Below are 17,491 nucleotides of genomic sequence, written 5' to 3'. Positions count from 1 at the left end.
GAGCCGCTACAGCTTGTGCCCCTTCTGCCGCAGCGCCTCGATCAGGCGCTGCTTCAATTGGTCGGCGGCCTTCTGGCTGACATCCTGGGCGATCTGCGTGGTCGCCTGCGCCAGCGCATCGGATTGCGCCAGCAGCTTCTGTCCGACCGGCTGGGCGTGGAACGCCTCGATCTGGCGCAGCTCATCCAGGGTGAAGGTCGCGGCATAGACGGCGGCGATCTGGTCGACCATCGCGGCGAAGAACGGCGCATAGATCTCGGCGCCGGGCGCGGTCATCGCGTCATAGTCGCGCTCGATCTCGGGCCTGTCCTGCGCCACCACCGGCCGCAGCTTGAGCAGCAGCTGCGGCAGCAGCGCGCGATACTGATCGGCGATCTTGAGCGTGACGACGAGCTTGCGCGCCGCAGCCATCGCCTCCGGCGACGGCGTCTCGGCGGACGCACCGCAGGCGAAGAGCAGGAGAATGCCGGTGATCGCTAGCAAACGTCTGGACATGGACCTCTCCACTCAGCGGCTCGCATTGGCGGCTGGCGCGCTCTCGACGGCGGTCTCGGGTTCGTCGACGTCGGTCACCTTCACAAACAGGTTCGGCACCCGCTCGGCGCGATCGAGCACCCAGGCGGCGGCGATCATGATGACGATACCGGTGAGCGAGACGGCGAGCTGCTCCCACGTGCCCTTGGTGTATTGGGTGAGGATCCAGTGGGCGGAGAACGACAGGAAGACGCCGAGGCAGAAGATCGGCAGCGAATGCTGGCCGCAGAGGATGACCGGCCGCAGCCACACCGTGTGCAGCGCCTTCCATTTGCGCGAGACGAAATGTGTCACCCAGATCGCCAGCGCCAGGAAATGCGTGAAGCGCAGCATGTCGAGGTCGGTCTTGTCGATCGGGTAGATCGCCTTGATCATCCATTTCGGGATCATGGCCTCGAGCGCGGGGACGTGCCAGGTCATCACGATCAGGAGCGCGAAGACGAGCCAGGCGGCGGCCAGCGCCATCGCCGTCCTCGACCAGACCAGGGTCGAGAACTTCTCGATCTGGCCGATGCCGCACCAGGCGGCGAACACGAACATCAGCTGCCAGCAGAACGGATTGAAATACCAGGTCGTGCCGGGCGGATAGGAGGCGATGTTCCAGTCGAACCAGCGCGACAGCACGTAGAGCACGACGGACGCCGCGAGCGTCAGGTTCGGCCGGCGCACCAGGCACCACATGATGAAAGGCGAGGCGAACACCAGCGTGATGTAGAGCGGCAGCACGTCGAGATTGACCGGCTTGTATTTCAGCAGGATCGCCTGCCCGATCAACTCGTCCGGATGCGCCAGGAAATTGAACACGTTGAACTCGTGCTCGTACATCGGGTTGTCGAAGCGGCGGGCGGTGCGGGCGATCTGCGCCGTGAACAGCAGGAACAGCATGATGTGGGCGACATACATTTCCGTCGCCCGCCGCCACAGCCGCTTCAGCGCGGCGAGGAACCAGCCGCCGGCGACGATCGGCCCGTAGATCCAGCCGACCAGATAGCCGGAGATGAAGACGAAGAACTCGGCGGCATCGCTGAAGCCGTAATTGCGCAGCGTCAGCCAGGCCACGACGTCGTGCGGGATGTGATCGAGGAAGATCATCCACAGCCCGATGCCGCGGAAGAGGTCGAGCCGCAAGTCGCGCTCGATCGGCGCCAACAGTGCTGACTGGTCCCGTATGATCATGGCCCCCGCCTCGTCCGGTGGGCGTCGCGCCGTCGCGGCGCCGATGACGTCGGATGCTAAAAAATCGTCACCTAACCCGGCGACTAGAAACCGGACGGTAGCCCACCTTGAGGCCCGCGCAAGGGACTTTGTCATGACAGCGCGCGGGCCTCCCACAAAAGGCGACCAGAACAACCCCATGCACAGTAGCTAAGTGCTTGCGTTGCTTGCGAAACCTGGTTGACCCGTCGGGCAAGACCGCAGCTGGTCGCGCGCCGCGGCTCAGGTCGGCAGATCGCCCGCGGCGCGCATGCCGTTCAACATCGCCTCGGCCTTCTGCAGCAGCGGCTTCGCGCCGCTCTCGGAGGCGATCGCGATTGCGGCCCGCAGCGCGGAAAGGATGATGGTCCGGTTCTCCTCGTTCGACGGCGGCGTCACCACGGCCTCGCCGAACAGGGCCTCGGCCTCGAGGCCGGAGAAACCCTGCTGGCGCGCGGTATTGCGCGCTTCGCGCAGCATGTTCTGCGCCGCCTGGGCATCGCCGAGCCGGTTGGTCGCCAACGCCAGGTAGATCGACGAGCGCAGCACCGCCGAGGTGTAGCCGACGCTGCGCGCCTCTTCGCGCGCCTCGGCCAGCATGCCGCGCGCCCGGTCGAACAGACCCTGCTCGAGATAAGCGATGCCGAGATGGCAGCCGAGCACCGGCACGAACAGCCGGATGCCGTGTTTTTGCGCCAGTACGAAGCCGGCTTCGAGGATGGAAGCGGCAGCCGCCGGATCGCCCCGGCCAAGTTTCAGCCAGCCGCCGCTGTAAGCCGCCGCGACGCGGTCGTAGGGACGGCTGGTCTCGTCCGCAATCGCAGCGGCTTCTCGCTGGAGCTGCTCGGCGGCGTCCAGCTCACCCATGACGGTGTGGGTGAAGCTTTTCATCATGCAGCAAAGGAGGAGTGTATATTTCGGCGGCGTGCCGAACGGCGCACTCGCTTCCGGCCCCATGAGATGCGCACGGACCTGTGCAAACGTCCGCTCAGCCTCGCGATAGCGCCCCGCAAGAAAATACGCCTGTCCGAGATTGTATTGCGCAAGGTTGCGCCACCCCGGATTGCCCGACCCCTCGGCAAGACCAACGACTTCCTCGCCAAGAATGACGGCCTCGGCCGGCGTCCCATAGAAGTTCTGCCCACCCGCCATGACCGTCATGGCAGCGACCCTTCTGCCGACATCATCGATCTGGCTGGCCCGTTGGTCGGCCTCCTTTCCGAGATCAATCCACTCGGCGACACGACCGGACCAGATGAATGCCATGCGCGCCTCCATCCGGAGATCGATGGCGTTGGTCTCCCGCGGGCGCGTCAACGGCGTCTTGTCGAGCGAATTCATCGCGGTCCGAAAGTAGTCGACCGCCTCGGCAAAGGCCGAGCGCACGAGGCATTTCTGTGCGGCACTTCTCCCGTAATTGAATGCCTTCGCCCAGTCCTTGGCGCGCATGGCGTGGTAACAGAGCGCGTCGGGATCATCCCGCCATGTCTCGTCGCTCTCGAAAGCCGCGAGCACACGCGCGTGGATGTCCTCGCGCACCTTCTCGACCATCGAATCGTAGGTGACCTGGCGAACCATCTCATGGCGGAACTCCAGCGAATCCTCCAATTCGCTGTCGATCCGGACCAGCAGCTCGGCACGATCAAGCGAGACGAGGCAGCCGCGCAGGGCATCTTCGGGCAGGACCGCAATCTTGCGCAGTATGGCCTCGCTCGACCGCGCCCCCAGCGCGGCCGCGATCTGCAAGATGGACCGTTCCTGCTTCGACACACGGTCGAGCCGCGCCGCGATCACGCCCTGAATGCTGGTGGGAATACCGAGCTCGTCGATCGGACGCACCAAGGCGAGGTCGCCCCACTCGCCGCGCAGGGTGCCGCTGTCCTTCAGCCCGCGGCAGACCTCCTCGATGAACAGCGGAACGCTGGCGGTGTGGGAGATGATCCGGTTCTTCAGATCGGCGTTGGTCTCGGACGATCCGAGCATGTCGGACAGCATCTCCAGCCCCGAATCGTCGTCGAGCGGCCGCATCGCGACGATTTCAGCGTGGCAGCGTGCGATCCACACCGGCATGCCGTTCGGACGGGAGGTGAGCAGCACGAGGAGATCGGGCACTGCGAGCGAAGCGATGGCGGCCACGACGACGTCGCTGGCCCGGTCGATCCAGTGCAGATCCTCCAACAGCAGGATGGTCGGCTGGCGGCTGGCGAGGGCCTGGATCACGGCGCAGCTCGCGTCGGAGATCACGCGTCCGCGGGCATGAGGCTCGAGCTCGTCCCATTGCGGGTTCGCGATCGGCACATCGAGCACCGCGTCGAGGGCGCTCTGTTGGATCGCGGACAGGTCCTTCAGGGGATCGCCGGGATTGCCGGGCTCCCTTGCGGCTGCGTCCATGGCCGACAGCAGGATCCGCTTGAGCGTGCTGAAGGGAGCGCTCTGCAGATTCGGGCTGCACTCGGCGTCGATCAGCCGCCAGCCCTCGGGCCTGAGCTTCTGGGCGAACTCGTGCGCCAGCCGCGATTTGCCGATACCGGCATCGCCGAGCAGCAGGACGGTCTGCCGGCTGGCCCTGGCCTGCCCGGCCGCGCGATCCAGCAGGGCTCGCTCGGTGGTCCGATCGACGAATCGGGAGACGCTGCGGGCGCGCCGGACCCGCCAGCTCGACAGATCGCTGGCGCCGACAATCCGGTAGACCGGCACGGGCTGGCTGAAGCCGCGCAGGGATTTGCCGCCCAGAGATTCGAACCGGACATGCCCGTCGGCAAGACTTTGACAGGCTTCCGAAACGTAGATCTGGTTCGCCTCGGCCTCCTGCTCCAGCCGCGCGGCCAGATGCTGGGCGGCGCCGCCGATCTCGTAGACCTTGGAGAATTCGCTGGCGACCATGTAGGCAACGACGTGGCCCGAGTGGAGGCCGACCCGGACCTGAAGGGCGGGATCGCCGAGGCTGGCGACGCGCCGGACCAGCTCGATCGCGGCATGACACGCCAGCGGCGCGTGGTTGTCGTCCGCGATCGGGGCGCCGAACACCGCGGCAAGCCCGTCGCCGAGCTCCTTGCTGACGATGCCGCCGAATTGTCGGACCGCGCCGCGCATGGCGGCCAGCGCCGGCTCGAGACGCGAGACGGCCGCCTCCGGATCGAGTTCGGCGACGAGGCCGGTGGAATCGACGACGTCGGCACGAAGAATCGTCACAAATCGCCGTTCGCTGTCGGGATCGACCCGTTGACGCACTGCGGCCCCGCATTTGGAGCACCAGCTATCGTCCGGATTGATCGCCGACTGACACGCGAAGCAATGCATTCCTGCGCCTCAAAGGTCGCGGCCCGTCTGTCGATCAGAATCCGCGAACGACTCTTGATGAGAATACCGATCGAGAACCACTTAGCAATCGTGCACGCTCCTCGCCATTAGCTGGGCACAGTGTGGGTGGCGATCTGGACGAAACACAGTCCTGAGTGGTAGCGTCAAGATATCCCGGCAAAGGGGGCCATTTCGGCTGCGCAAGGTTGGTCAAACCGACTGGCGTTGCGGGGCTGTATGTAATTTCGCGAAGCGGACATATTGAAGGAAAAGGCGATGGGCTCGAGACCTTACAGAGGCAAGCCGTTTAGAGATTTGATGAACAGCAACTACTATCCTCTGGCCAACATGAAGAAGAGCGTGGCCAAGCTGAAGGCATCGAAGGACATCGATCTGCCGACCTTGGAATACGGCCAGTACCATCTCATTTTGACGCCTGCCTCAAGGTGGCCGCAGGGAAGCGCCGAGCACTGGCACAAGGAGAAGGGCCGCGCTCGTGTCGACCTCAGCGCCCAGTTGAACACGGTCCCCCTGTCAAAAGACGAGCCCGGCGTAATCCCGCTGACGCGGTGCGATCTGCTCGATGCCTGCGTCCGGAAGTGCTTCAACTCCGAGCCGCCGATCCCGATGAAAACCAACATCATTGCCCACGCGCCGAGCGATGCCTATTCAGACCGGCACGAGATCCGGCTGGAGTGGGAGTACAAGAAGGGCTCGGACAGGCCGACGCTGCTCCATCTGACCATGGTCTGTCCGCATCGGCCGGAGAAGGGCTGAGTTTGGGCTGATCCCGGGTTAGCGGGTCAACGAAGAGGAAGGTCCATTGCCGCAGCCGCCTCGCCAAACCGCGAAAGAGCTGCTCGACGGACCGATCCTGCCGACGCTGCTCTCACTTGCCTGGCCGAACGCGCTCGCGTTCTCGGCCGGCACCCTGGTTGCGATCGCCGAGACCTCGTACATTGGCAGATTGGGGATCGAAGCGCTGGCCGCAATGGCGCTAGTGTTTCCTTTCGTGATGTTGACCATGAGCATGGCTGGCGCGGCCATGGGCGGCGGCGTAGCGTCGGCCATCGCCCGGGCACTCGGTGCCGGCGACCGCGACCGGGCCGAGAGCCTCGCCACGCACGCGCTCCTGATTGCGATCTTCTTCGGGCTGATCTTCATGCTGGGCATGCTGATCGGGGGCCGGAAATTGCTGGAGCTGCTCGGCGGCCGCGGCGAGGTGCTGGAGCAGGCAACCGCCTACAGCCGAGTTTATTTCGGCGGGGCCGCACTCATCTGGCTGGTCAATATTCTGGCCGGCGTCCTGCGCGGCACGGGCAACATGAAACTGCCGTCGCTGTTGGTCGTCAATTCCGCGATCTGCCAAATCATCCTTGGCCGCACGCTGGGTCTTGGTCTCGGGCCGATCCGTAGAAGCCGGCGAAGGGCTGAGCCTGGGCTAGATCGCAACTGCATTGCCTGATCTGAACGGCGCGGGTCGGCTATTCGCCGGCTCGCGCTTGTTGTTGCGTGGGTTGAAAACGGCCAAGCCAGTACTGCGGCTGTGTGTCTCCGCCCCTCCTCCCGTCATGGGCCTGTCGTAGGAACATGGTCCGCTTCCTCCAATTGCGCGAGTCGCCTTGCGGCCGCGAACTCACGAGGAGGAGCGGTCGATGCCGGTTGGATTGCTGGAGGTCGAAGGCACGATCGAGGTCAGCCAGTTCTGGCCGGAGGGACGATCGGACGCCGACACCACGAAGGTCGTGGTGAACGTCGCCCCTGACGCGATCCGCTTCCGCAAGAACGATCAATCGCCGTTCCAGCCGACCCACGTTTTCGACAACGCCAAGGTCAAGGGGCGAACCAACACGGCGCCGATCAAGAACGGCAAGCTCACCATCCGCCTCCAGGGCATCGACGCGCCCGAGCTGCACTATATGCCGTCGCCGCTCTCGCCCACCGAGAAGAAGGGGCTGACGGACGCCAAGAAGCAGGCCTATCACGAGGTCACGCATTCCTACCGGCAATTCCTCGGCGCGACCTCGACCAAGGCGCTGCATGACTTCCTTGCCAGCACCGGCGAGGCGAAGCTCGCCTGCCGGGTGTTCACCCATGTCGATGCGCCGAACGAGGTGTTCGACACCTACGGGCGGCTGGTCGGCGACATCGAGGTGACGATCGCGAACCAGACGATCGACATCAACCACTGGCTGGTCGAGCAGGGCTTTGCCTATCCGACCTTCTACTCCTCGATGAACGACGACGAGATCAAGGCCTTCCTGGCGCTGACCAAGACCGCGCGCACCAAGAAGCTGCCGGTCTGGAAGAACCTCGCCAAAACCATTCCCGCCTTCGACTTCGATTTGCGCGAGCCCAAGAAGAACGAGACCGAATTGCTCGCGACCGACAAGGGCCCGGTGATCCTGCCAAAGCTCTTCCGCCGCCAGACCAACTGGTCGGCGCGCAAGAAGGCCAAGGTGACGAGCCAGAATTTCCAGACATTTTTGAGCGAAGGCTCCGGCGGCAAGCCCGACACCTGCTACGAGATCGACGACTTCCTGGCCAACGGCGTGCACTCGGCCAGCCCGCGGAATTTCGCGGAATTCGTCGAGGGCGGCAAGACGATCAAGTTTCAGCCGGACGGGCTGGTGTTCGGCGAGGCGCCGTCGACGCTGGTGGGAGCCGACGGCAAGCCGATTACGGGGTTTTGAGCGCCCGAGCCACCAGACAAAAATGGCCCGCGCGAGGCGGGCCATTTTCTCATCGGAAGCCGTGAAGTCCAAACTTGGCCTTCAGCGACGTCGGGCCGCCAGAGCACCACCGCGTCAGCGAAGGCCGCCGGTGACGTGGAGCGTCTCGCCGGTCACGTAGGACGCGTCGTCCGAAGCGAAGAAGGCCACCGCGGCCGCGATCTCCTCGACCTTGCCGATGCGGCCAAGCGGGGTGGTGGATTCGATCCAGTTGCGCATGTCGCCCTCGTGCAAGCCGGCCGACACGACGCCTTCGGTGGCGATCATGCCTGGATTGACGGCGTTGACGCGAATCTTGCGCGGTGCGAGCTCCTTCGACAGCACGGAGGTGATCGCATCCACCGAGGCTTTGGTCGCGGTGTAAACCGCCGTGTTCGCCGGTGCGATGGTCGATACGCCGGAGCTGATGTTGATGATGCTTCCGCCATTGGCGTTGAAGTGCTTCACCGCTTCACCCGAGGCCAGCAGCAGGCCAAGCACGTTGAGGTCGAAATGCTTGTGGAAATGCTCGGGCGTGATGGCCTCGATCGGGGCGAACTCATAGATGCCCGCATTGTTCACGAGGATGTCGATCGCACCGAACGCCTTCACGGTCTCCGCGACGACGCTCTTCACGTCCTTGGCGTCGGCCAGGTTACCATGAACCGCGACGGCTTTGCCCCCCTTGGCGATGATGGCGGCGACCACACGGTCGGCGGCCTGCTTGCTGGAGCTGTAATTGACGGCGACCGCCGCGCCCTCAGCCGCGAGCTGGGCGGAGATTTCGGCACCAATGCCTTTGGATGCGCCGGTCACGAGCGCAACTTTGCCTTCGAGTCTCTTGGTCATCGCATGTCTTCCGTTGTTCGGCGGGATGCCGATATTCAATAGTTCAATACTAGTGAACTATTGAACGAATTCAAGGGGCATGCTATATTTTGGGCATGGTGCAGTTCGTTCACCCATCGCGGGATGAGATTACGCTGGCCGGAGTGCTCGGAGCGCTCGCGGATCCCATGCGGCTGCGTATCGTCAAAAGCCTGGTCGCGCAGAAGGATTGCATGTCGTGCACCGAGGCGGCGCCTTGCCCCGACATGGCGAAATCGACCCTGTCGAACCATTTTCGCATCCTGCGCGAGGCCGGCCTGATCCGGACGTCGAAGCAGGGTGTCCAGCACCGCAACGTCCTTCGTGAGGAGGACATCAATGCCCGGTTTCCGAAGCTGCTCAAAACGATCCTGAGCTGCCCGGAGTGAGGGATCAGCTCGCTCTCTCACTTCGCGACGGCTTGGCGCCCGGCAACAGCTTCCCGAGAACCAAAACGAAAATGGCCCGCTTCGCGCGGGCCCTTTTCGTATCGGAACCGGTCATTCCGAATTTGGTTGCGGGGATAGGATTTGAACCTTTGACCTTCAGCTTATGAGCCTGATGAGCCACCGGGCTGCTCCACCCCGCGTTAAACCGTTGCTTTCAAGATCGCCGAACCTCGCGACATGCAGCAGCCGGATCGCTAGCTCTCGAAGAAGCCGGGATGCTTCTCCACGAAGGCGTGGAGCTCGCGCGCGACGCGATCGAGATGGTTGGCCATCTCGGCCTTGGCCCTCTCGGGATCGCGATCTGCGATCCCGCGGTAGATCGCCTCGTGCTCCGTGTAGGTCCCTTTGGGGCGGCCCGGCTCGGGCAGCAGCGTACGGCGCACGCGTTCAAGATGAGTTCGGATCGTATCGAGAGCCTCGCCGACGCGCGCGAGGCCCAGGCCCTCGGTCATCTGATGGTGAAACCTTGTATCGAGTTCGTGGAAGCCTTCGAGGTCTCCGCTCACGATCGCGGCCTTTTGATAAGCGAGATTCTGGCCGAGCGCGCCGATCGCATCGTCCGACATGCTGGCGGCGCAGACACCGACGATTTCGACCTCCAGCGCGCGACGCATCAGCATCCACTGCCTGACGTCCTCAAGATGAATCCTGGCAACATAGGAGCCGCGCTGTGGCTCGACCACGACGAGTCCTTCAAAGGCGAGCCTGTTGATGGCCGTCGTGATCGACAGCTTCGACACGTCAAAGCGTGCACACCACTCGTTCTTGTCGATCGGCGTTTCGGGCGCGAGCGCGCCGGAGACGACGGCACGCTTCAGCGCGAGATAGGCCTGATCGACTTTCGACCCGCCTGCGCTGCGTCCGCGCGCTGGCCTCGCGCCGCCACTGAATCCGCCGACTGAATGCATGCTGTGTTCCCCCGGCCGATCTACACATATCGATGCCGCAACGCCAATCGTGCGGCCAAAAGGCTTGACGAGCATCAACTGATATAACTAGCATATCAGATAACAAACAAAGCATCACCTGCGGCTCTGATGTCTTCCCAAGGACTGACGGCACGCCGGGAGGAAATTGCAATGGAGACACGCGTCGGCGCGCTCGGGGCTGACGATGAGCGCGGCGTGTCGCGCTCCTCTCGCGTGGTCGAGCTTGGCAGTCGCGCGAGCGTGCCGGGCGGACATGCCGTGCTCTGCGCGGAGCGGGTCTCCAAATCCTTTGCCGGCGTGAGGGCGCTCCAGGACGTCGACTTCGACCTGCGCCACGGCGAAGTGCATGCGCTGATGGGCGAGAACGGTGCCGGCAAGAGCACCCTGATGAAGATCCTCGCCGGCGTGCATACGAGCTACGACGGCACCATCCTGGTCGAGGGCATCGCTGCGTCCTTCGCCGGCGTGCGCGACGCCGAAGAGGCCGGCGTCGCCATCATCCACCAGGAGCTCAACCTCGTTCCCGAGCTGAGCGTCGCCGACAACATCTTCCTTGGCCGAGAGCCGCTGATCGGCGGCGTCCTGATCGACCGGCGCCGGATGGTCAGGGCGGCCGAGCGCCTGCTCGCGCGCCTCGGCGTCACCATCGCGCCCGACACCAGGATCGCGGGCCTGCGCGTCGGCGAGCAGCAGCTCGTCGAGATCGCCAAGGCACTGTCGCTCAATGCGCGCATCCTCATCATGGACGAGCCGACATCGGCGCTGTCCTCGTCGGAATGCGACACGCTGTTCAAGATCGTGCGCCAGCTCGCGAGCGAAGGCGTCGCGATCATCTACACATCGCACCGCATCGAGGAAGTGCTGGAGCTTGCCGACCGCGTCACGGTGCTGCGCGACGGAAGGCGCGTGGTGACGGCACGAATCGATGAACTCTCGCGCGGCGCCATCATCTCGGCGATGGTCGGCCGCGAGATGGCCGCGAACGAACGCGGCGCGACTGCGCAGGACGGCGCGGTCGTCCTCTCGGTGCAAGACCTCACCCTCGATACGCCGGGTCCGCATGGATGGCGGCGGACACTGCACGGTGTGAGTTTCGAGCTGAAGCGCGGCGAGATTCTCGGTGTCGGCGGCCTGCTCGGATCCGGCCGGACGGAGATCCTGGAGTCGATCTTCGGCGTGGCGCGCGGCTGGCGCGAGGGGCGCATCGCGATCGATGGTGCGGCGGTCGACATCAACTCTCCGTCCGACGCCTACCGTCTCGGCGTCGCGCTCGTCAGCGAGGACCGCAAGGAGCGCGGCCTGCATCTGGCCGCCTCGATCTGCGACAATGTCGCTCTGCCCTCGATCGGCGCGCTCTCGCGATTTGGCCTGCGCACGTTCGCCCGCGAGCGCGCACTCGCCGCCGACATGGTGAAGCGGCTCTCGGTTCGCTGCACCGGCATCGGCCAGGAGGCCGCCGCGCTGTCCGGCGGCAACCAGCAGAAGGTCGTGATCGGCAAATGGCTGGCGACCGAACCGCGTATCCTGCTGCTCGACGAGCCAACCCGCGGCATCGACATCGGCGCCAAACAGGAGATCTATCGATTGATCTTCGATCTCGCCGCGCAGGGGCTCGGCATCATCGTGGTGACCTCGGAGATGCCCGAGCTCTTGCTGCTGTCCGATCGTATCCTCGTCATGTGCGAAGGACGGCAGACCGGCATCCTCGCACGCGAGAATGCGACGCAGGAGACGGTGATGCGCCTTGCCGCACCGGGGATGATGAACTGGTCGCAGGAAGCCGCATCATGAAAGCCATGCTGCGCCTGCTCTCCCGGACCAAGCTCTATTGGGGGCTTGTGCTGATCTGTCTGATCGGCGCCGTCATCTCGCCGCACACCTCATCCGGCCACAATATCTTCCTGTCCTACGGCAATCTGACCGACGTGCTGCGCCAGGTCTCGATCACCGGCCTCGTCGCAACCGGAATGACCATGGTCATCCTGCTCGGCGGCATCGATCTGTCGGTCGGCTCGGTGATGGGCTTCTCGACGGTGATCTGCGCGATGCTGCTGACCAAGCCCGGCTGGACCACGGCGTCCGTCATGGGCGTTCCGGCCGCGATCCTCGTCGGCGGCGCTGCCGTGGCGCTGGCCGCACGCTTCGTGTTCGCCGGCCTCGCGCGTGGCCGCGATGTCAGTGCGGGACGGCGGCGTGAGATTGCGCTGCCGCGCTGGCAGAGCACCGGCATTCCCGGATTGCTGGGCCTTGTTGCCGCCATCGCGATCGGCTGGTGGACGATGAACCAGGTGCCGACCAAATTCGGTGTTCTCGGTGTCCTGCTGATCGCGCCCTGCCTCGCGATGGTGCTTGGCGGCATCAACGGTCTCCTGATCGTCACCGGCCGGCTGCAGCCCTTCATCGCGACGCTCGCGATGATGGTCAGCGCACTCGGCATCGCGCGATTGACGGCAGGCTCCGACAACGCCGTGGTCCCGGTCTACACCGGCACCAATGCGACCGAGGACTTCGAGCTGCTGCGCTCGATGCTGTGGGGCGTGTTGCCCGTCCCGAGCGTCTTCTTCCTCGCAGCCATCTGTCTGTTCGGCGCGATCCTGCGCTTCACCACCTTCGGGCGCTATGCCTATGCGATCGGCGGCAATGTCGAGGCCGCTAAGCTTTCCGGCATCAAGGTCGCGCAGGTGCAGCTCACGGCCTATCTGTTGTCGGGCCTGCTCGCGGGGATCGCCGGCGTGCTGTTCGTCGCGCAATACCGCCAGGGCAAGCCCGATGCGGGCACGGGCCTCGAACTCGATGCGATCGCCGCCGTGGTGATCGGCGGCACCAGCCTGATGGGCGGCCGCGGCGGCCTCGCCGGCACCTTCGTCGGCGTCCTGATCTTCGGCCTGCTCTCCGACATCCTGCAGCTTCAGAACATCGACTCCAACGTCCAGCTCGTGATGAAGGGGCTGATCATCGTCTGCACCGTGCTGGTGCAGGAACAGAATCTCGGCCAGCTGGTCGCGCGATGGCGGTTCCGCCGATCGGGCGCGGCCCAGGCCGATCCGAAAACAGCCGAGCCCCGTCGGCTGCCAAGTGCCGCAAAGGCCCAACTCGCAAGGGAGGATCTCGATGAAGCGTCGTGAATTCCTGAAACTGTCGACCACCGCGGCGGGTGCCGCGATGACCATCTATCTACCGGCCGGCTGGACGCCCGCAAGGGCCGCCGGCAAGTCGAAAGTCGGCTTCAGCCAGTGCACCACGCTGGAGCCGTGGCGCGTGCAGTTCAACAAGGACATCCAGGCCGAGGCGAAGAACCATCCCGACATCGACCTCATCATCACCGACGGCCAGGACAAGACCCAGAAGCAGGTCGCCGATTGCGACAATCTGATCGTGCAGCAGGTCAATGTGCTCCTGATCTCGCCCAAGGAGTCGGCCGGCCTGACCGGCGTGGTTGAAAAGGCGATCGACGCCAAGATTCCCGTCATCGTGCTCGACCGCAACGTCGACACCAAGCGCATCACCCAGTTCATCGGCGGCGACAACGTCGCGATCGGCAAGGCAGCCGGCGAGCATGCGGTGAAGCTGCTCGGTGGTCCCGGCAAGGCGGCCGGCAACGTCGTGGAAATCTGGGGCGGCATGGGCACCCAACCCGCGCATGACCGGCACGACGGCTTCCATGCCTTCACCGACAAGGAGCCTGGCATCAAGTACCTGCTCAACAACCAGTCGGGCGACTGGAAGCAGGACAAGGCCTACGACATCATGACGACGGCGCTGCGCAACAACGAGAAGATCGACATGGTCTACGGCCATAACGATCCGATGGCTTACGGCGCTTATCTCGCCGCCAAGGACGCCGGCCGCGACAAGGACATCAAGTTCATCATCGGCATCGACGGATTGCCGGACGAAGGCGTCACCTGGGTCTCCAAGGGCCAGCTCTCTGCGACATTCCTCTACGCAACACCAGGCGCGGAAGGAATGCGGCAGGCGGCAAAGCTGCTCAAGGGCGAGAAGCTCGAGCCGGTCATCACCCTGCCGACGATGCTGATCACCAAGGAGAATGCGGCGGAGATCCTGAAGAAGAACGGGTAGCTCTGAACCGTCAGCACTGAAATGTGCCTCGGAGAGCCGGTGATCTCGCACCAGGCTCTCCGTTCTTTTCACGGACCTATCGCGCGAGATCGACGTTCTCTGGTATCGGCAATTTTTCTTCGAGGTTCGACATGAGCGCTGCCATCTTCTCCAGACGGGATGGTGTCTGGCTGAATGAACCACAGCGATGGACCGCACACGGCGACAGCCTCGAGATCGTCACCGACAAGGCCACCGACTTCTGGCAAAAAACCCACTACGGGTTCTGCCGTGACAGTGGGCACTTTCTGGGGTTTCGGACCGCAGAGGCGTTTACCGCCGAGTTGCGCATCCAGGGCAATTTCCAGGAGCTCTACGATCAAGCCGGCATCATGGTGCGCATCGACGCCGAGCACTGGATCAAGGCCGGAATCGAGTTTTCGGATGGACGCGCCATGCTATCGAGCGTGCTGACCGTTGGTCAGTCCGATTGGGCAACAGCCCCGTACGCGCATGATGCCAGTGATTTCCGGATGCGCGTCACGGTCGCGGACGGCGTTGTTCGGTTGCAGACGTCGACTGATGGCAAGACCTGGCCGCTCGTCCGATTGGCGCCTTTTCCCAAAGCGCAATCCTATCTCGTTGGGCCCATGGCCTGCACACCCGAACGAGCGGGATTGCAGGTGAAGTTCACCGGATTTTCCCTGAAGCCGCCGCTCGGCAAGGAGCTGCACGATCTCAGCTAGAGACGGGGCAAGCCATCTCGGGAGCCAGCAGCAAGCCTCACCACGCGTAACGCACTAAACCCTTGCCGGCATAGCTCTGCGTCACGTTCGAGAACTCACCTTCGAACGTCGCCGCCGCGGACCAGTTGTTGGTCCATTTCATCTCGACGGAGGCGGTCGTCAGTGCGGACTCACTTGCCTGCGCCGCGCCATTGACGACGAAGCTTGCGCCCGGCAGCGCCTGAAAGGTGGCGGCGACCGCGCGGCTTGGATCGAAGTCGTGGGCCCAGGCGAGGCGGCTGCGCAGCGTGAGGACGCCGTTGGACATCGCAAACGACCTGTCGGTGCGGAAGCCCAATTCGCTGCGGGCGTCGGTGACGCTCTTGGACGCGTAGTTGAGCGCAAAATTCGTCGTGCCGGAGACGACGCTTTCGGCATAAGCCGGCAGATCGAAGGTGGTGAACTGGGCCGCGGCATAGGGCGTGATGCCGATGCCGCCGATGACCGGCGCAACGAAGCGGTAGCCGCCCTCGGCGCGGCCCGAATAGGCGTTGGCGTTGAACTCCGCTCGGAGCTGATCGAGCCCCGCGATGCTCACCGTGCGGTTGGTGGTGACATCCTGCCAGCCATAGGCGAGCGCCGCGGTGATGTAGGCCGGGCCGTTGGTGTGGCGGACATAGGCGCCGGCCTGGAACAGGTCTGATCGGCCCGAGCCGAGCGTGTTGACGCCAAAGCTGGTGCCGCCGCCGGCGAGCGCAAAGCCCAGGAGCGTATTCGGCGAGAGCAGATAATCCGCGCCGACCGCGGTGCCGGCGATGCGGCTCGTGGTGTCGTTCGCGCCTGTGACAGCATTGCCGCTGGTCGATTGCGAGCCGCCAAAGCCAGCGACCCATACACTCCAGCGCGGCTCGTAGACCTTCGCCAGCGGCGCCTTGGTGAACATCGCGAAGGCGTCGCTCTTGCGCGCGGCGTAGGCGCTCGCCTGATCGCCTTCCTCAGCATAGCCGGTCGGCGACGTCGCGCCGCCAAAGCCGCTGCCTCTTCCCATGAACGGATCGGTGAGCAGGCCCATGAACTGGCTCATCGCCTGGAATGTGGTCTGCTGCGCGCCGGTGGCGCTCTCGCCGGAGGCCTGCGTAAAGCCGCCCGCGGAGAGCGCGCCGTAGACCAGCGGAATGCCGCCATTTGAGTTGAAGTAGTTGGTCAGCGCATTGCCGACAGCCTGCTGGTTGCGATTGAGTCCGCCGGGAATGACCAAATCCAGGATCTGGAGATAGACGTTGTTGGCGTCGTAGCTCAGCGCGGTGTGGAAGGCCGCCGGCAGGTTGGTGTTGACGACGGTTGATGCGAACGTGCCGGATACGCCACCGGACGCGGTAAGAATCTTGTATTTCTTGGAGACATAGCTGCCGTTCGCAAACACCGCATTCACGGTGGCGCCGCCGAGTGTCGCCGTACCGGTGATATTTGCGAACGAAGCGGTCGACGGATTGACCTGCACCAGATAGATCACGCCGGACTGGAAGGCGAGATTGCCTGCAATCGCCATCGACGAGATCGGCGTACCATTGCCGGGCGCAAAAGTGCCGCCCGCGAGCGTCAGCGTCGGAATGGTGCCGCCGCTGTTGATGACCGATCCGTCGCCCGTCAGGCCGCGGATGGTCTGATTGAAGCCGTTGAGATCGAGCGCCGCCCCGGTTGCGATCGTGTAATCGCTGTGCGGCGCAAACGCGTTCGCGATGCCGGCTTGCAGCGTGCCGGAACTGACTGTGGTCGCGCCGGTATAGATATTGTTGCCCGAGAGCGTCAGCACGCCGGTGCCCTCCTTGGTCAGCGAGCCACCGCTGCCGCCGAAGATGCCACCGTCCTGCACGACGCCGGAGATCGTGGTCGACCGGTTGTTGCCACCCACTGCCAGGTTCTCGTAACCGAGGTAGATCGCGCCGGCGCCCTCGATCGAGCCCACCGTCGTGCTGACAAGTGTGGTCCCGGAAATATCGATGAACGCGCCCGCGTTATTGATGACGCGTGCCGTTCCGCCTGAAGTGCCGGAAGAGAAAAACAGGTGGTAGTTGTTGGTGATGGTGGAGCTGCCGGCCGTGGCGGCGTCGAAGAAAGCCATGACGAAGTTGTTGGTGATGGTGGCGCTGCCGGCCGTGCTTAAACCAAAGAAGTACAGGCCGCCGCCGTTGGTGATGCTAGCACTGCCGGCCGTAGCGCTGTTGTTGAAGCCGATTTGGCCGGCGCTGGTGTTGTTGATAATGCTGGCGCTGCCGCCGTTGATCACGATGCCGGCGCCGTCGAAAAGCAGATTTTGCCCGCTGGTGAAGGTGTAATTCGATGCCCCCGCATTGAACGTCAAGCCGCCGACCGTTGTGTTGGCCTGAGAAAACGTCAGGCTGGTCGTGCTCGATGTCCCGAAGGTGGCGATGCCGGTCGGCACGGTGGCCGGCGTCCAGTTGGCGCCGGTGTTGAAATCACCCGAGCCGGGGTTGGCGAGCCAGGTGGCGTCCTGTGCATGAGACGGCGTAGCCGGTAGCATCCAGGCCAACGCCAGCGCCGATGACGTCAACAGCGCCGCCCGCAGACGGCGGGTCGCCGCGAAACAATATTTCCCCGTCCTCACCACTTTCCCCATCTCAATCACGATTTGCCGACCGAAGAAACATCGAGTCGCCTCCAGACACGCTCTAGCAACCAATTGTTTGCTCAATATTTGAGGC

General features: G+C 64.1%; 13 protein-coding genes, 1 tRNA gene and 1 pseudogene. 8 read left to right on the top strand and 7 right to left on the bottom strand.

The features are described 5' to 3' along the window. Positions 1-6 precede the first annotated feature (6 nt). The 3 genes from QA645_RS04280 to QA645_RS04270 all read right to left on the bottom strand — a co-directional run bounded on the left by QA645_RS04280 (position 7) and on the right by QA645_RS04270 (position 5,028). Positions 7-495 carry a DUF2059 domain-containing protein gene (locus tag QA645_RS04280; protein WP_283048400.1) on the bottom strand — a complete coding sequence of 163 codons (489 nt, stop codon included), beginning with the start codon at positions 493-495 and terminating at the stop codon, positions 7-9. Positions 496-507: 12 nt separating this feature from the next. Then, positions 508-1,710, bottom strand: coding sequence for an OpgC domain-containing protein (locus QA645_RS04275; protein ID WP_283048398.1), 1,203 nt, complete (start codon positions 1,708-1,710; stop codon positions 508-510). 261 nt (positions 1,711-1,971) lie between these two features. Beyond that, on the bottom strand, positions 1,972-5,028 hold the full coding sequence (locus QA645_RS04270; protein ID WP_283048396.1) for an adenylate/guanylate cyclase domain-containing protein: 3,057 nt from the start codon (positions 5,026-5,028) through the stop codon (positions 1,972-1,974). 318 nt (positions 5,029-5,346) lie between these two features. On the opposite strand from QA645_RS04270, the gene QA645_RS04265 reads away from it, so the two are divergent. The 3 genes and pseudogenes from QA645_RS04265 to QA645_RS04255 all read left to right on the top strand — a co-directional run bounded on the left by QA645_RS04265 (position 5,347) and on the right by QA645_RS04255 (position 7,721). Continuing rightward, positions 5,347-5,805 carry a hypothetical protein gene (locus tag QA645_RS04265; protein ID WP_283048393.1) on the top strand — a complete coding sequence of 153 codons (459 nt, stop codon included), beginning with the start codon at positions 5,347-5,349 and terminating at the stop codon, positions 5,803-5,805. A 46-nt stretch (positions 5,806-5,851) separates the two neighbouring features. Then, a pseudogene (locus QA645_RS04260) lies at positions 5,852-6,439 on the top strand (MATE family efflux transporter); the annotation flags it as partial. Positions 6,440-6,683: 244 nt separating this feature from the next. Then, entirely contained in the window at positions 6,684-7,721 is a 1,038-nt protein-coding gene (locus QA645_RS04255; protein ID WP_283048391.1) for a thermonuclease family protein, read from the top strand. Between the two features lie 114 nt (positions 7,722-7,835). Here the strand turns inward: QA645_RS04255 and QA645_RS04250 are convergent, their stop codons facing one another. Then, the gene (locus QA645_RS04250; RefSeq protein ID WP_283048389.1) at positions 7,836-8,588 is read right to left on the bottom strand and encodes a glucose 1-dehydrogenase; all 753 of its coding nucleotides are present in this window, start codon (positions 8,586-8,588) and stop codon (positions 7,836-7,838) included. A 95-nt stretch (positions 8,589-8,683) separates the two neighbouring features. Here QA645_RS04250 and QA645_RS04245 point away from each other — a divergent pair, with 95 nt between their 5' ends. After that, positions 8,684-8,995: a helix-turn-helix domain-containing protein gene (locus tag QA645_RS04245; protein WP_254135552.1), complete on the top strand. Its 312-nt coding sequence runs from the start codon at positions 8,684-8,686 to the stop codon at positions 8,993-8,995. Between the two features lie 123 nt (positions 8,996-9,118). On the opposite strand, the gene QA645_RS04240 is transcribed toward QA645_RS04245, so the two are convergent. Both QA645_RS04240 and QA645_RS04235 read right to left on the bottom strand, forming a co-directional pair. Continuing rightward, positions 9,119-9,195 (bottom strand) — tRNA-Met (locus tag QA645_RS04240). A gap of 54 nt (positions 9,196-9,249) precedes the next feature. Further along, complete coding sequence (locus QA645_RS04235; RefSeq protein WP_283048387.1) at positions 9,250-9,963, bottom strand: GntR family transcriptional regulator; 714 nt, start codon at positions 9,961-9,963, stop codon at positions 9,250-9,252. 171 nt (positions 9,964-10,134) lie between these two features. On the opposite strand from QA645_RS04235, the gene QA645_RS04230 reads away from it, so the two are divergent. From QA645_RS04230 to QA645_RS04215, 4 genes are all read left to right on the top strand, one after another. Beyond that, positions 10,135-11,775, top strand: coding sequence for a sugar ABC transporter ATP-binding protein (locus QA645_RS04230; RefSeq protein WP_283048385.1), 1,641 nt, complete (start codon positions 10,135-10,137; stop codon positions 11,773-11,775). After that, positions 11,772-13,109 (top strand): ABC transporter permease, encoded by a 1,338-nt coding sequence (locus tag QA645_RS04225; protein WP_283048384.1) that lies wholly within the window; start codon positions 11,772-11,774, stop codon positions 13,107-13,109. The genes QA645_RS04230 and QA645_RS04225 overlap by 4 nt, the downstream gene beginning before the upstream one ends. Next, entirely contained in the window at positions 13,096-14,064 is a 969-nt protein-coding gene (locus QA645_RS04220) for a substrate-binding domain-containing protein (RefSeq protein WP_283048382.1), read from the top strand. The genes QA645_RS04225 and QA645_RS04220 overlap by 14 nt, the downstream gene beginning before the upstream one ends. Before the next feature lie 131 nt (positions 14,065-14,195). After that, positions 14,196-14,789 carry a DUF1349 domain-containing protein gene (locus QA645_RS04215; RefSeq protein ID WP_283048380.1) on the top strand — a complete coding sequence of 198 codons (594 nt, stop codon included), beginning with the start codon at positions 14,196-14,198 and terminating at the stop codon, positions 14,787-14,789. 37 nt (positions 14,790-14,826) lie between these two features. Here the strand turns inward: QA645_RS04215 and QA645_RS04210 are convergent, their stop codons facing one another. Then, a complete protein-coding gene (locus tag QA645_RS04210; RefSeq protein WP_349253166.1) occupies positions 14,827-17,394 on the bottom strand; it encodes an autotransporter domain-containing protein in 2,568 nt (855 codons plus the stop codon). Positions 17,395-17,491 lie beyond the last annotated feature (97 nt).

The sequence above is a fragment of the Bradyrhizobium sp. CIAT3101 genome (assembly GCF_029714945.1).
Taxonomy (GTDB): domain Bacteria; phylum Pseudomonadota; class Alphaproteobacteria; order Rhizobiales; family Xanthobacteraceae; genus Bradyrhizobium.
Note: the sequence above shows the minus strand (reverse complement) of the source record. Positions and strands in the feature narration are given on the sequence as shown.